Origin of the sequence: Onishia taeanensis, from assembly GCF_003268885.1 — a bacterium.
GTDB classification, from domain to species: domain Bacteria; phylum Pseudomonadota; class Gammaproteobacteria; order Pseudomonadales; family Halomonadaceae; genus Onishia; species Onishia taeanensis_A.
On record NZ_QLSX01000001.1, the window covers coordinates 486421 to 499217 of the forward strand.

Here is a 12797-nt window from a genome sequence, read left to right on the forward strand (position 1 = left end):
CACCACATGAACATGACCTCGCCACCTGTCGCCTCCAAGAGCCCTCTCGACCTGCCGCAAGCCATCGCCCATCGCGGCCTGTCGAATGCCGCTCCCGAAAACACTCTGGCGGCGATCCGCGCCGCCCATGCCGCCGGCATCACCTGGGTCGAGGTGGATGTGCAGTTGCTAGGCGATGGCACGCCGGTGCTGTGGCACGACGCCACCGTCGAACGCTGCTCCGACGGCCTGGGGCCCCTCACCGCCCTGACACTTGATGAGGCCCGCCGCCTGGACGTCGGCCGCTGGTTCGAATATCGATTCAGCGGCGAGCGCATGGCGACACTGGAAGAAGCCCTGGTACTGCTTGACGAGTTCGAGATGGGTCTCAACCTCGAGCTCAAGCTAAGTCCCGGCCAGGCGGCAGGCCCTCTCATCGAGGCGGCGCTGCCGCCCGCCATCGCCACCCTGCACCCCGAACGCCTGCTGGTATCCTCCTTCAGCCCAGAGGCACTCAGACTGGCCCGGGAGCGCCATCCCGCGCTTGCCCTGGGCATCCTATATGACGCCATTCCCCCAGAGTGGCAGGCGCTGGCCAACGAGCTCTCGGCCGCCAGCCTGCATGCCGACTGGCGCAAGCTGACCCCAGAGCGCGCCGCCGAGGTAATCGCCAGCCGCCGTCATCTGCTCTGCTATACCCCCAACGATGCCACGAGTTTCGCCTCGCGCTGGGCCTGGGGCATCAGTGCCGTAATCAGCGATACGCCGACATCGTTCTATGCAGCGCTCAATGATGCGCCGACGATGGACGAGCCCGGGCAAGACAGCGACCATCATGCTGTCAATCATTCCCATGAAGAGGCACAGCCATGACGGCGACAGCCGCCGAGAACCTGACCGAGCGCCAGGCGCGCATCCTCGAGCGCTTGAGCCAGGCGCAGCGGCTTGATGTGGAGCCCCTGGCGGAGGACTTCGGTGTCACGCCCCAGACCATCCGCCGCGATCTCAGCGTGCTTTGCGAACGTGGCCTGGCACGGCGTCGCCATGGCGGCATCGAGCGCCCGGCGGGCGGCCATAACCTGGGCCTCGACGAACGCTTCGGCCTGGCCCCCGGCGCCAAGCGCGCCATCGCCGCACGAGTGGTCGAGGAGATTCCCGACGGCGTCTCTCTTGCGCTGGGCATCGGCAGCAGCGTGGTGGCGGTCGCCGAATCGCTGATCGTGCGGCGCGATCTTCGTGTTATCACCAACAACCTGCAGGTGGCCCAGGTACTGGCCAACCATCCGAGCGCCGACGTTCAGCTCGCCGAAGGGCATCTTCGGCCACGCGACCTGGACGTGGTGGGCAGCGCCACCGTGGCCTTCTTCGCCCGCCACCATGTGGATATCGCCGTGCTCGGCTGCGGTGGCCTGGATGCCATGGGCCTGCTCGATTTCGACCCCGAAGAAGCCGCCGTCAGCCGGGCCCTGCTCGCCCATGCCCGCCAGCGGGTACTGGCCGCGGATGCCAGCAAGTGGGGGCGCGCCGCCATGTGTCGTATCGCCCCCCTGGCTGACATCGACCGCCTGGTCACCGATCACCTGCCGGCGTCTGCCGAATATCGGGACGCCCTGGCCGCTGCCCCGCTAACCTGTGATACCGCCCTTTGAGGATGCACCCGACCGCCATGCAAGCCTTCACCGACTGCCCCGCCGACACCCTTGCCGGTATCCGTTACCTGCTCACCGACATCGACGACACCCTGACCGAAGACGGCCGCCTGGCCGCCAGCACCCTGGCAGCGCTGGAGCACCTGACAGATGCCGGCATCCAGGTGATTCCGGTCACCGGCGGCTGTGCCGGCTGGTGCGATCATATTGCCCGCAGCTGGCCCGTGGCCGCGGTGATCGGCGAGAACGGCGCCTTCGCCTTCCGCCGCGACGGCAAGCGCCTGTTGACCACCTGGTGGGACGACGCCGAGCGGCTGCGCGCCCAGCAGCGGGAGGTGCTGGCCGTCACAGAGCGCCTGCTCGCCGCCCACCCGCAGGCCGCCCTGGCTCAGGACCAGCCCTACCGCCTGGCCGATGTCGCCGTCGATCATGCTCAGGCCGTGGGTCCCCTGGCGCCGGAAACCATCGACGCCCTGTTGCATGGTTTCCAGGCCGCCGACATTCAGGCACGCGCCAGCTCGATCCATATCAATGCCTGGCAGAGCGACTTCGACAAGGCCCGCATGGCGAACCGGTTACTGGCCGAGACTTTCGGGCTCAGCGAGGCAGACCAACAGCGCGAGGTCATGTACATCGGCGATGCCCCCAATGATGCCCCCATGTTCGCCACCTTCGCCCATACGGTGGGGGTCGCCAACCTGCTGCCCCACCGCGAGCGGCTCAATCACGAACCGGCCTGGCTGACCGAGCGCTCCCATGGCCGAGGGGTCGCGGATATCGTCAGCACCCTGCTAGCGTCACGCGAGCCGACAACCCGCCCTATAGCGGCCAGACCCATAGAATCAGGGGAATCGCAGTGACGATCACCACCAGCGACAGCGGCAGGCCAAGCTTCCAGTAGTCGCTGAACCGATAACCGCCAGGCCCCATCACCAGGGTGTTGGACTGGTGGCCGATGGGGGTCAGGAAGGCGCAGGAGGCACTCACCGCCACCACCATCAGGAAGGGATCCAGCGACACACCGAAGCCCTTGGCGAGGCTGGCGGCAATGGGCGCCATCAGCAGGGCCGCTGCGGCGTTGTTGATGACATTGGAGAGCAGCATGCTCAGGGCGAAGAGGCCCGTCAGGGTCGCCACCACTGGCCAGTCGCGACCCATCGCCAACATCTGGTCGGCGATCAGCGCGGCGCCGCCGCTGGTGTCCAGGGCCTGCCCCACCGGCAGCATCGCCCCCAGCAGCACGATCACCGGCCCATCGATGGCCTGGTAGGCCTCGCGTAATGGCAGCACCCCTGCGAGCAAGGAAGCCAGCGCCGCCGTCGACAGCGCCACCGCTGCGGGCATCCAGTCGAGCAGCATGGCGACGATGGCCAGTGCGAAGATCGCCAGCGACAGCACCAGCAGTCGCGGCTGGCCGAGGGTCAGATTGCGACTGGCCAGAGGCAGGCAACCGAGAATCGCCAGGCTCTCGCCAAGCCCGCCCTCATCGCCCTGCAACAGCAGCACGTCGCCGGCGCGAAAGCGGATATCGCGCAGGCGCTGCTTGAGGCGCGCGCCGTCCCGGGCCACCGCCACCAGGTGCAAGCCATGCTGGTTGAGCAGTCGCAGCTGCACCACGGTGCGATGGATCATCATCGAGTCGTTGCGCACCACCGCCTCGACCAGCTGCAGGCCCTCGGGGTCCAGTCGACGTGGCGGTTTTTGCTCTCCATCGGCATCGGCATCGGCTACACCGGCCTCCGCCCCGTCGCCGGCATCCTCACTAGCGGCGACGTTTGCCGATACCTCTTTACCCGATACCTCTTTACTCGAAGCGTCACTACCATCATCGCCAGCCTCATCGGCAGTTCCATCGGGCTCGGCACCAAGCCGCAGGCCGGCCTTATCCTCGAGCAGCTTCATCTCGTCGGGGCCAGCCTCGATCAAAAGGATATCACCCACCTCGAGCTTTCCCATGAAGGCATGGCCGGCGCGACGTGTCTCGTCGCGAACCACCGCCAACACCGGCACCGGCTCTTCAAGCGCTGCCTGCAGCTCACGCAGGCTCCAACCCAAGGCCTTGCTGTCTTCATCAACCCGCATCTCGATCAGGTAGTGGGCGGTATCGAAGAGTTCGTCCGCGGAGGCTTGGCCCTCTCGGCGCGGGGTTAGCCGCCACCCCAGCAACACGATGAAGAAAAGCCCCGCCAACGCCACGCCCACACCGACCGGAGAGAAGGCGAACATACCGAAGGCCTCGCCGGTCTGGGCGGCGCGGTAGCTGGAGATGATGATGTTGGGTGGGGTACCAATCAGGGTGGTGAGGCCTCCGAGCAGCGAGCCGAAGGCCAGCGGCATCAGTAGCAGCGACGGCGAGCGAGCATGCTCACGGGCCATGCGCATCGCCACCGGCAGCATCAGGGCCAGGGCACCAACATTATTCATCAACGCTGAGAGCACCAGCACCGTGCCGGTGAGCACCAGCACCTGCCATACCAGCTGCTCGCCGACTTTCAGCGTCTGCTCGGCGATCACATCAACAAGCCCAGACCGCTCGAAGCCTCGGCTCAGCACCAGCACCGCCGCCACGGTGATCACCGCCGGATGACCAAAGCCCAGGAAGGCCTCACTGGCCGGCACCAGGCCAGTCAGGGTCGTCGCCAGCAGGGCCGACAACGCCACCAGATCATAGCGGAAGCGCCCCCAGGCGAAGGCCGCCAGGGTCAGGCCAAGAATCAGGAATATCTGGGTGCTGTCGGTCATGCATCTCACCTCCCTGTGGCAGCACCCCGAGCGCAGGTACCCCGTTAAGCACACCAGCAAGCGGCCGAAAACGCCAGCTCAAACGACGACGCCCGCCATATCGATGGCGGGCGTCGTCGTGTCAGCCGGTCCGTTTTCCTGTCAGCGGGTCATCAGCAAGTCAGGGCACCAGAATGGTCGAGCCGGTGGTATGACGGCCGGCCAGGGCCTGCTGTGCCTTGGCCGCGTCGGCCAGCGCGAATCGCTGGGCGATATCGACCTTGATCTTGCCGCTTTCCAGCATCGCGAACAGCTCCTCGCTCATGGCCTCCAGCCGCTCGCGGGTATCGGCATAGCCGTTGAGGCTCGGGCGGGTGACGAACAGCGACCCCTTCTGATTGAGGATGCCGATGTTGACGCCTTCCACCGGACCCGAGGCGTTGCCGAAGCTGACCATCAAGCCGCGCTTCTTGAGGCAATCAAGCGACATCTCCCAGGTGTCCTTGCCCACCGAGTCGTAGACCACATCGCACATCGCACCATTGGTAAGTTCGCGGACGCGTTCGACCACATTCTCTTGGGTATAATCGATAGTGGCCCAGGCGCCGTTTTTCTCGGCAAGCGCGGCCTTCTCCGGGGAGCTGACGGTACCGATCAACCGAACGCCCAGGGCCTTGGCCCACTGGCAGGCGATCGAGCCGACGCCGCCGGCGGCGGCATGGAAGAGGATGGTCTCGCCGCCCTGGAGCGGATAGGTCTGGCGCAGCAGGTACTGGACCGTGAGGCCCTTGAGCATCGAAGCCGCGGCGGTCTCGACGTCTACGCCCCCAGGCAGGCTGACGACCTTTTCGGCGGGCAGCGTATGAAGCTCACCATAGGCGCCCAGGGGCCCTTGGGCATAAGCCACCCGGTCACCAACCTTGAGGTGTGTCACTCCTTCGCCGACGGCATCGACCACGCCAGCCCCCTCGGTACCCAGGCCCGAGGGCAGCCCCGGCACCGGGTAAAGCCCGGTGCGCACATAGATATCGATGAAGTTGAGACCTACCGCCTGATTGCGAACCCGGACCTCTCCCGGCGCGGGATCTGCGGGGGTGAAGTCGACGAATTCGAGAACCTCGGGGCCGCCGGTGCTGGCGAGCTGAATGCGCTTGGCCATGAAAAACCTTCCTTGTGCTGGAGTATGCATGAACAGAGTAAGGGAACTGCGTCTATCCAAGCGCCCTCAGCCGAGGGGGTCAAGCCCGCCATTGGCAGCAACCGCCGGCACTGGGGCGGCTGCCACCTTGCCTGTCATAACAAGAGGGCATGACAAGAAGGCGTAACAGATGGCGGCTTACAGCGTGGCCGGAAAGGACTCCAGCCCGCGTACGAAACGTGACTTGTAGCCCTCGAAGACCTCCTTGTCCTGCTTGAAGGAGGCCACCACCGAGCCTTCATCGAAGGCGAGCGTGCGCGTCATGTCATCAAGCCCCTCGGCCGGATGCTGGGCGCCGAGCCCGATGCGCCGCCCCTGCTCGCCGTCAAACCAGCGCGTGATGCCGGCTTCGCGGAACATGGCTTCCTGCTTGGGATCGGTCGCCACCACTTTCAGCGGCGCCTTGAGAGCGAGTTCCTGCACCAGGCGCTGGACGGGGTTCGCCACGCTGCCCTCCTCGAGGGCGGTGAGCAGCGACACTTCCATGCCCTGGCCCGCCTCATCCAGCACCAACAGCGCCAAGGCCGCCGGCCGCGACTGATTGTCGACCAGCGCAAAAATGCGCGCGGCCTCCTGTTTGACCAGCACGCCCAGAGTGCCGGCAAAGGTCGCAAGCGGCGCCAATCCTGCCTGGTGACCGTAGACCTCGGCACACAACCGAGCGAGGCAGGCCTCGCGCTGCTGGACGTTCTTGACGTGCACGACTCTCATCGACTTACCTCTATCGCAGCGCCCGCGGACGCGGGCCTTCGTGTAAAAAAGCCGCAGCCTAGCACAGTCAGACGTCGCTGGCCCCGTCCCGCACTTTTGCACCTGGATGAAGGGCTAACCGAATCATCGGCACTGCGCCGCGCGACCCATATCGTTTAGTCTGAAAGCCGCCCCTTCACGCTCAGGAGCCACCGTCATGTCGGCCTCTTCCATCGACGCGTCAGAGACTTCGCCACTCTCTTCTCCAGTCTCTTCGCCACGTTCCTCGGCGGTCTCGTCATCCCCGACACAGGCGCCACCGCGGCTGATCGCCCATCGCGGCCTTTCAGCGAGCGCACCAGAAAACACCCTTGCCGCGGTGCGCGCCGCTCATGAGGCAGGCAGTGCCTGGGTAGAGCTCGACGTCCAGCTGCTCGCCGATGGGACTCCGGTCATCTGGCATGACGCGTCTGTCAACCGCTGCTCGAATGGCCGCGGCCGGCTGGCGAAACTCTGCCTTGCCGAGGCTCGGCGGCTAGACGTAGGCGCATGGTTTGACGCGGCCTTTGCCGGCGAGCGCATGGCGACCCTCGACGAGATGCTCGCGCTGATCAAAACGCTTGGCATGGGCCTCAATCTGGAACTCAAGCTCGCCCGTGGCCACGACCCGGCGGCGCTGGCCGAGGCGGTGGTGCCCAAGGCGATGGCGATGCTGCCCGCCGCGCGACTGATCGTATCGTCCTTCTCGGGCCCGTCCCTCAACGCCGCCCGGGCCCTCGAGCCAGACCCCGCGCGACTCAGACTCGGCCGGCTCTACGACAAGATACCCAAGGGCTGGGAGGCAGATGCCATCAGGCTCGAGGCGTTCAGCGTGCACAGCGACTGGACACGCCTCACCGAGTCTCGAGCTCGAGCGATCAAGGCCGCCGGCTATCGGCTGATCTGCTATACCGCCAACGACCCGCTGACCTTCGCCCCGCTTTGGCAGTGGGGCGTCGATGCGGCGATCAGTGACGATCCGCGGCGCTTCGCCGGCCGGCTGCCCGATGATGTCTAGCTGTCTAGCTGCCTAATTGAAGCGCGACCTGGCTGGATTTGGCTCAACCATCGTCAAGAATTGATCTGAATCAAGCCACGGCGACATCGGCATCAAGACCGCTGGCCAGGCGCCGATGAAGGTTCATGACTTCCCCCGAATCGGAGATGTGCATGAACCCGTCGACGCTGATCGGCATACTGGCAAGCATCGGCCTGCTCGGCACCGTATTGCTGTTTACCGCCGAATCGCCCCAGAGTTTCATCAACCTGCCGGGGCTCGCCATCGTCGTCACCGGCACACTGGCCGCCACCTTCATCAGCTATCCGCTCAGGGAAGTGTTGCGCGTGGTGCGCCTGGTAGGCCTGGTCTTTCGTCGCGAGAACACCTACGTTCACGGCGACATTCAGGAGCTCGTGGCGATCTCGCGGCTGTGGTTCAAGGGCGATGTGCGTGCCGTGGAGCAGTCCCTGGACAAGGCCAGTAATCCCTTCCTGCGCACCGGCGTACAGCTGGTGATCGCCAATACCAAGGAAGAGGAGATTCTCGAGCTGCTGCGCTGGCGCATCGCCCGCCTCAAGGCCAGAGAGTTCGCCGAGGCACAGATATTTCGCACCATGGCCACCTATGCTCCCGCCTTCGGCATGATCGGTACCCTGGTCGGCCTGGTGAACATGCTCGAGGTCATGGAGGCCGGCGATATCGGAGTGATCGGGCCACGCATGGCGATTGCCCTGCTGACCACCTTCTACGGCATTCTGCTGGCCAACCTGGTCTTCAAGCCCATCGCCGTGAAACTCGAAAGGCGCACCGAGGAACGGCTGATCGCGATGAACATGGTGCTCGAAGGCATCTCGCTGATCTGCCGGCGCCGGCTGCCTTCCTTCATCGAGGAGACCCTCAACTCCTTCATGGCCAACTACCGCGACGAAATCCGTGATGTGCCGCCAGGGATCGACGTCACGAGCACGAGCCCGGACACTCGGGGCCCCGAAGGCCAAGAGGCTCGACAGGATGGCTGATTCCGATGACGCCCTACTACCAGGCGCCGGCCAGGCCAGCAGAGACAGCGACGGCGAGAACTGGCTGACCAGCTACCTGGACGTGCTGACCCTGCTGATCACGCTTTTCGTGCTGCTGATCTCGATGAGCGGCGGCGAAGTAGGCGATTCCACGTCGTCCCAGGCAACGGCCACCCCCAGCTTTACCCCATTGGCCAAGGTAGGCGAGCGCCAGGCGGGGATACTGCCGCGCCAGGGCGATGGCGTGAACGCCGCCTTCGACGACCTGGCCGTAGACGGCGTGGTGGTAGCCCGCCACGCCCAGGGCACGATGCTGCGCATCGCCGATCATCTACTATTCGACAGCGCCAGCGCCGCGCTCACGCCCGGCGGCGAGGCCACGCTGGCCCAATTGACCGACAAGCTGGACGCCTTTCCAGGACGCATCTCTGTCGAGGGGCACTCCGATAACCGGCCCATTACCACGTCGCGCTATCCCTCCAACTGGGAGCTATCCAGTGCGCGGGCCAGCGCCGTGCTGCGATTCCTGACCGAGCAAGGTATCGACGCCACACGCCTGCGTGCCATCGGCTATGCCGACACCAAGCCGCTGTCTTCCAACGACGACGCCCAAGGCCGGGCTAGTAACCGCAGAGTGGAACTGGTGCTGCACAACGACTGACGCCTCAGGCATCGGCCGGCATCAGTGCTGGCATCCGTGCTGGCCAAGCAGCTCGAGCACCTGCGCCATATCGAGCTGTTCCTCCAGCGCATCGGCGAGGCGGTCAAGCTCGCGCTCGCGATGGGCCGCATAGTCCACCGCCGCGGCCCCTTTATCCTCGAGACCCAGCCGGCTAAGCAGCGCGGTGCAAGCGCTCGCTTCGTCGAAGAGGCCGTGCAGGTAGGTGCCGAGCACCTGGCCGTCCGCGCTGACCGCCCCGTCCGGGCGACCCTCGAGGTGCATCAACGGCCTCTCCAGCGCCAGCCCCTCGCTGACGCCGTTATGGATTTCGTACCCACTCACCGCTACGCCTTCGCCAGCCGGGGTGTCTAAGACAGTGGCTGAGACAGTGCCGGTGAGAGTGCTAGCGTGAGTGCCAACCAGAGGCCCGACAAGCGTGCCCCGCACGTTGCGCAGCTGCTTGCCCGCCACCATACGGGTGCGCATGGGTAGTAGCCCGAGCCCTGGCGTAACGCCGGGCGGGCCTTCCTGGCCCTCGGGATCGTCGATGGCGTCCCCCAGCATCTGGAAACCCCCACAGATGCCGAGCACCTTGCCGCCATAGCGAAGGTGGCGATGAATCGCCGCCTCCCAGCCCTGAGCGCGCAGCCAGGCAAGATCGCATGCCGTCGCCTTGCTGCCCGGCAGCAGGATTACATCGGCCGGCGGAATCGGCTGGCCCTCGCTGACCAGGCTCAAGGACACCCGTGGATGCAGGCGCAGCGGATCGAGGTCGGTGTGATTGCTGATGCGCGGCAGCATCGGCACCACGATATGCAGCTCGGGTTGATCCGACTCCCGGCCGGTGAGACCAACGCCATCTTCGGCGTCGAGCAGCAGGCCATCGAGGTGGCGCAGGACGCCGAGCACCGGCTTGCTGGCATACGTCGTCAGCCAGTCGAGGCCGGATTCGAGCAGGGCGATATCGCCGCGAAAGCGATTGATGATGAAGCCTTTGGTGCGGGCCCGCTCGGTCTCGGAGAGAAGCGCCAGGGTTCCTACCAGTTGGGCGAAGACGCCACCCCGATCGATGTCACCGACCAGCAGCACCGGGCAGTCGATGGCCTCGGCGAAGCCCATGTTGGCGATATCGCCCTCGCGCAGGTTGACCTCGGCGGGGCTGCCCGCCCCCTCGGCGATAATCACCTCGAAGCGGCTCGACAGTCGCTCCCAGGCCGCCAACACCGAAGCGCGGGCCTGGCGCTTGAAGGCGTGGTAATCGAGCGCGCCCATGTGACCATAGACCTGACCGTCGAGAATCACCTGGGCGCCCTGATCGGTCTCGGGCTTGAGCAGTACCGGGTTCATGTCGCAGTGAGGGGCAATGCCAGCGGCACAGGCCTGCAGGGCCGTGGAGCGGCCGATCTCGCCACCCTCCGGCGTCACGGCGCTGTTCAGCGCCATGTTCTGAGGCTTGAAGGGCGCCACCGACACGCCGCGGCGAGCAAGCGCTCGGCACAGTCCCGCCACCACCGTGCTCTTGCCGGCGTCCGAGGTGGTGCCCTGGATCATCAGGGTCGGCATGGCAGTATCCTCATGAGTGGGGTGGCAAGGCGTCGATAGCAGCGACCAGCGCCTCATCCGCCGGCGGCGTTTGCCAGCCGTTACCGTGCACCCGCTCGGCCAGCGGCAGGCGCTGACGCCAGCCGGCGCGGGCCAGTTCGGGGCTGTCCAGAAACTCATCGACATAGCCCAGGCACAGGTAGGCGAGAGGATAGACATGCTCCGGCAGGCCCAGCACCTCGGCAAGCTCCTCTTGGTCGAGGATGCTGACCCAGCCTACGCCGATGCCCTCGGCCCGGGCCGCCAGCCACAGGTTCTGGACCGCCAGGCAGGTGCTGAACAGGTCCATCTCGACGATGCTCTGGCGCCCCAGTACGTGCTCGCCGCCACGGCTGCGGTTGCAGGTGATGCACAGGTTCATCGGGCTCTCGAGAATGCCTTCCAGCTTGAGGCGACGATACAGCGCGCCGCGCTCGCCGGTGTGGGCCTCGGCCGCCTTGGCGTTCTCGCGCTCGAAGATGGCGTGTACGCCGCTTCGCACCGCGCGGTCGTCGATCATCAGGAAGTCCCAGGGCTGCATGAAGCCCACCGAGGGCGCATGATGAGCGGCCTCGAGCAGCCGCGCCAACACCTCGGGCGGAATCGGGTCCGGGCGGAACTGGGCGCGCACGTCGCGGCGCTCGAAGATGGCGCGGTAAAGGCCGGCTCGCTCAGCCTCACTGAAGGCATGTCTGTCGCCGCTCATTAGAGTTCTATACCTTTCTGAGCCTTGATGCCCTGATCCTTGAAGGCGTGCTTGATCACTTTCATCTCGGTCACGGTGTCGGCCAGCTCGATCAATGGCTCCGGTGCATGACGCCCGGTGACCACGACGTGTTGCATGGCCGGGCGCGCCTGCAGATCGTCGAGCACGCTATCGAGGTCCAGGTAGCCATGGCGCAGGGCGATATTGAGTTCGTCGAGCAGCACCAGTCCGTAGCGTTCGTCGACAAGCATGCGTCGAGCCTGATCCCAGGCGGCTTCGGCGGCGCGAATGTCGCGCTCGCGGCTCTGGGTATCCCAGGTATAGCCTTCGCCCATGACGTGATAATCCACACCGGGCAGGTCACGAAAGAAGGCCTCCTCGCCGGTGCTGAAGCCCCCCTTGATGAACTGCACCACGCCAACCTTCATGCCGTGGCCGAGTGCGCGGGCGGCCATGCCGAAGCCTGAACTGCTCTTGCCCTTGCCGGGGCCGGTGAGCACCAGCAGTACGCCCTGCTCCTTGTCGGCGGCGGCGATGCGCTCATCCATGATGCGCTGCTTGGCAGCCATTCGCTGAGCATGACGCTCGGGGTTGATATGCTTCATCGGAGTCTCCATCGAGAAAAATTCGAGAACGCCCTTCAGCTAGGCGTTCGTGACAATAACGGCGTCCGTGCCAGTCAATAGGTGTCCGTGATCCAGCCGTGACGTACGCGCAGCTCGGCGCGACGCTTGACGATGGCCGACATCGACCCGGCGCCCCTGGCGAACCGCTTCTGGCATACTCTTTCCGGCGGCGAGTGTCAGCGGGTGCATATCGACCGCACCCTGGCTCAGCAGCCTATAGCCCTGCTGGTCGCCACGGGCCGGCCCCGTAAGCTGCTGACAACCGACCGGCCGCGGCATACCTTCGGCAGGTACGCCGGAGCCCTCGCGGCGCCATGTGCCCCGGCCGGCTGATTCACACAGGGCGTCACCACGACATCTTCATCAGGAGCCCCGTCATGCTCGACAAGAAAGCCAGCCGGCAGATGGAGCGCCGGTTGACCCAGGCACTGACCAAAGCCTGCGAGACCGCCAAGCCACTGCTGCCGGGCTTCGCCTGGCTGACCCACCTGGTGGACTACCACCGCTTCCCCGAGAGCCTCAGGGTCGTCTGGGTGTTCGAGACCCAGACCGACATGACCCACGCCCTCAAGGGCCACGGCCGCCGCCAGATGGCTGAGCTCACCGAGGCCGCCCTCTTCGAGGTGGGGGCCGACATCGCCGACATCGATGCCCACCTGGATGTCGACTGCGAGGAAGAATGCCGGCGCGTGCACGGCGGCGACTGGGAGCGCCGGTTGGCGACCCGGGGGCGTCACTGACATGGCCAAGGGCATCGAAAGTCCCTGCGTCGCGATCTGCCAGCTGAAGAGCGGGCTGTGTGTCGGCTGCGGGCGCACCATGGAGGAGATCACCCACTGGCGCGCGATGAAGCGGCAGGAGCGGATGAAGACCAACCAGCGGGCAGCGCAACGTCTCAAGAAACTCGATAAGCACTGAGCGCTCTCGC

14 protein-coding genes are annotated in these 12797 nt (G+C 65.7%); 8 read left to right on the top strand and 6 right to left on the bottom strand.

Translation table 11 applies throughout. The annotated features are described in order from the left end of the window. The first annotated feature begins 6 nt into the window (after positions 1–6). The 3 genes from BCL93_RS02325 to BCL93_RS02335 are packed head-to-tail and all read left to right on the top strand — an operon-like array spanning position 7 to position 2488. Positions 7–852: a glycerophosphodiester phosphodiesterase family protein gene (locus BCL93_RS02325; RefSeq protein WP_309251209.1), complete on the top strand. Its 846-nt coding sequence runs from the start codon at positions 7–9 to the stop codon at positions 850–852. Continuing rightward, positions 849–1628, top strand: coding sequence for a DeoR/GlpR family DNA-binding transcription regulator (locus BCL93_RS02330; RefSeq protein WP_112053483.1), 780 nt, complete (start codon positions 849–851; stop codon positions 1626–1628). Before BCL93_RS02325 ends, BCL93_RS02330 begins: the two co-directional genes overlap by 4 nt. 17 nt (positions 1629–1645) lie before the next feature. Beyond that, the gene (locus tag BCL93_RS02335) at positions 1646–2488 is read left to right on the top strand and encodes an HAD-IIB family hydrolase (protein WP_181463011.1); all 843 of its coding nucleotides are present in this window, start codon (positions 1646–1648) and stop codon (positions 2486–2488) included. Here the strand turns inward: BCL93_RS02335 and BCL93_RS02340 are convergent. From BCL93_RS02340 to BCL93_RS02350, 3 genes are all read right to left on the bottom strand, one after another. Then, entirely contained in the window at positions 2448–4370 is a 1923-nt protein-coding gene (locus BCL93_RS02340) for an SLC13 family permease (RefSeq protein WP_112053485.1), read from the bottom strand. The two genes, BCL93_RS02335 and BCL93_RS02340, sit on opposite strands and share 41 nt — an antisense overlap. Before the next feature lie 160 nt (positions 4371–4530). Beyond that, positions 4531–5508: an NADPH:quinone reductase gene (locus tag BCL93_RS02345; protein ID WP_112053486.1), complete on the bottom strand. Its 978-nt coding sequence runs from the start codon at positions 5506–5508 to the stop codon at positions 4531–4533. A gap of 177 nt (positions 5509–5685) precedes the next feature. Beyond that, a complete protein-coding gene (locus BCL93_RS02350) occupies positions 5686–6258 on the bottom strand; it encodes a hypothetical protein (protein WP_112053487.1) in 573 nt (190 codons plus the stop codon). A gap of 196 nt (positions 6259–6454) precedes the next feature. Here BCL93_RS02350 and BCL93_RS02355 point away from each other — a divergent pair, with 196 nt between their 5' ends. The 3 genes from BCL93_RS02355 (at position 6455) to BCL93_RS02365 (ending at position 8956) form a co-directional block, all read left to right on the top strand. Continuing rightward, positions 6455–7294, top strand: coding sequence for a glycerophosphoryl diester phosphodiesterase (locus tag BCL93_RS02355; protein ID WP_112053488.1), 840 nt, complete (start codon positions 6455–6457; stop codon positions 7292–7294). A 152-nt stretch (positions 7295–7446) separates the two neighbouring features. Beyond that, on the top strand, positions 7447–8295 hold the full coding sequence (locus tag BCL93_RS02360; protein ID WP_112053489.1) for a motility protein A: 849 nt from the start codon (positions 7447–7449) through the stop codon (positions 8293–8295). Continuing rightward, positions 8288–8956, top strand: coding sequence for an OmpA/MotB family protein (locus BCL93_RS02365; protein ID WP_112053490.1), 669 nt, complete (start codon positions 8288–8290; stop codon positions 8954–8956). Before BCL93_RS02360 ends, BCL93_RS02365 begins: the two co-directional genes overlap by 8 nt. 21 nt (positions 8957–8977) lie before the next feature. Here BCL93_RS02365 and BCL93_RS02370 read toward each other — a convergent pair whose 3' ends face one another. From BCL93_RS02370 to cobO, 3 genes are read right to left on the bottom strand one after another with little or no spacing between them, the layout of a single operon-like run. After that, positions 8978–10519, bottom strand: coding sequence for a cobyric acid synthase (locus BCL93_RS02370; protein WP_112053491.1), 1542 nt, complete (start codon positions 10517–10519; stop codon positions 8978–8980). A 10-nt stretch (positions 10520–10529) separates the two neighbouring features. Beyond that, positions 10530–11243: a 5,6-dimethylbenzimidazole synthase gene (bluB, locus tag BCL93_RS02375; RefSeq protein WP_112053492.1), complete on the bottom strand. Its 714-nt coding sequence runs from the start codon at positions 11241–11243 to the stop codon at positions 10530–10532. Beyond that, on the bottom strand, positions 11243–11848 hold the full coding sequence (gene cobO, locus BCL93_RS02380; RefSeq protein WP_112053493.1) for a cob(I)yrinic acid a,c-diamide adenosyltransferase: 606 nt from the start codon (positions 11846–11848) through the stop codon (positions 11243–11245). The genes bluB and cobO overlap by 1 nt, the downstream gene beginning before the upstream one ends. A 398-nt stretch (positions 11849–12246) precedes the next feature. On the opposite strand from cobO, the gene BCL93_RS02390 reads away from it, so the two are divergent. Both BCL93_RS02390 and BCL93_RS02395 read left to right on the top strand, forming a co-directional pair. Beyond that, entirely contained in the window at positions 12247–12609 is a 363-nt protein-coding gene (locus tag BCL93_RS02390) for a hypothetical protein (RefSeq protein ID WP_112053494.1), read from the top strand. 1 nt (position 12610) lies between these two features. Continuing rightward, positions 12611–12787, top strand: a complete 177-nt coding sequence (locus BCL93_RS02395; protein WP_112053495.1) for a DUF1289 domain-containing protein — start codon at positions 12611–12613, stop codon at positions 12785–12787. Positions 12788–12797: the final 10 nt, after the last annotated feature.

What these genes read in the sequence shown, in the direction of transcription:
- BCL93_RS02325 (WP_309251209.1), top strand. Translation starts at nt 7, where the DNA reads ATGAACATGACCTCGCCACCTGTCGCCTCCAAGAGCCCTCTCGACCTG.
- BCL93_RS02330 (WP_112053483.1), top strand. Translation starts at nt 849, where the DNA reads ATGACGGCGACAGCCGCCGAGAACCTGACCGAGCGCCAGGCGCGCATC.
- BCL93_RS02335 (WP_181463011.1), top strand. Translation starts at nt 1,646, where the DNA reads ATGCAAGCCTTCACCGACTGCCCCGCCGACACCCTTGCCGGTATCCGT.
- BCL93_RS02340 (WP_112053485.1), bottom strand. Translation starts at nt 4,370, where the DNA reads ATGACCGACAGCACCCAGATATTCCTGATTCTTGGCCTGACCCTGGCG.
- BCL93_RS02345 (WP_112053486.1), bottom strand. Translation starts at nt 5,508, where the DNA reads ATGGCCAAGCGCATTCAGCTCGCCAGCACCGGCGGCCCCGAGGTTCTC.
- BCL93_RS02350 (WP_112053487.1), bottom strand. Translation starts at nt 6,258, where the DNA reads ATGAGAGTCGTGCACGTCAAGAACGTCCAGCAGCGCGAGGCCTGCCTC.
- BCL93_RS02355 (WP_112053488.1), top strand. Translation starts at nt 6,455, where the DNA reads ATGTCGGCCTCTTCCATCGACGCGTCAGAGACTTCGCCACTCTCTTCT.
- BCL93_RS02360 (WP_112053489.1), top strand. Translation starts at nt 7,447, where the DNA reads ATGAACCCGTCGACGCTGATCGGCATACTGGCAAGCATCGGCCTGCTC.
- BCL93_RS02365 (WP_112053490.1), top strand. Translation starts at nt 8,288, where the DNA reads ATGGCTGATTCCGATGACGCCCTACTACCAGGCGCCGGCCAGGCCAGC.
- BCL93_RS02370 (WP_112053491.1), bottom strand. Translation starts at nt 10,519, where the DNA reads ATGCCGACCCTGATGATCCAGGGCACCACCTCGGACGCCGGCAAGAGC.
- bluB (WP_112053492.1), bottom strand. Translation starts at nt 11,243, where the DNA reads ATGAGCGGCGACAGACATGCCTTCAGTGAGGCTGAGCGAGCCGGCCTT.
- cobO (WP_112053493.1), bottom strand. Translation starts at nt 11,848, where the DNA reads ATGAAGCATATCAACCCCGAGCGTCATGCTCAGCGAATGGCTGCCAAG.
- BCL93_RS02390 (WP_112053494.1), top strand. Translation starts at nt 12,247, where the DNA reads ATGCTCGACAAGAAAGCCAGCCGGCAGATGGAGCGCCGGTTGACCCAG.
- BCL93_RS02395 (WP_112053495.1), top strand. Translation starts at nt 12,611, where the DNA reads ATGGCCAAGGGCATCGAAAGTCCCTGCGTCGCGATCTGCCAGCTGAAG.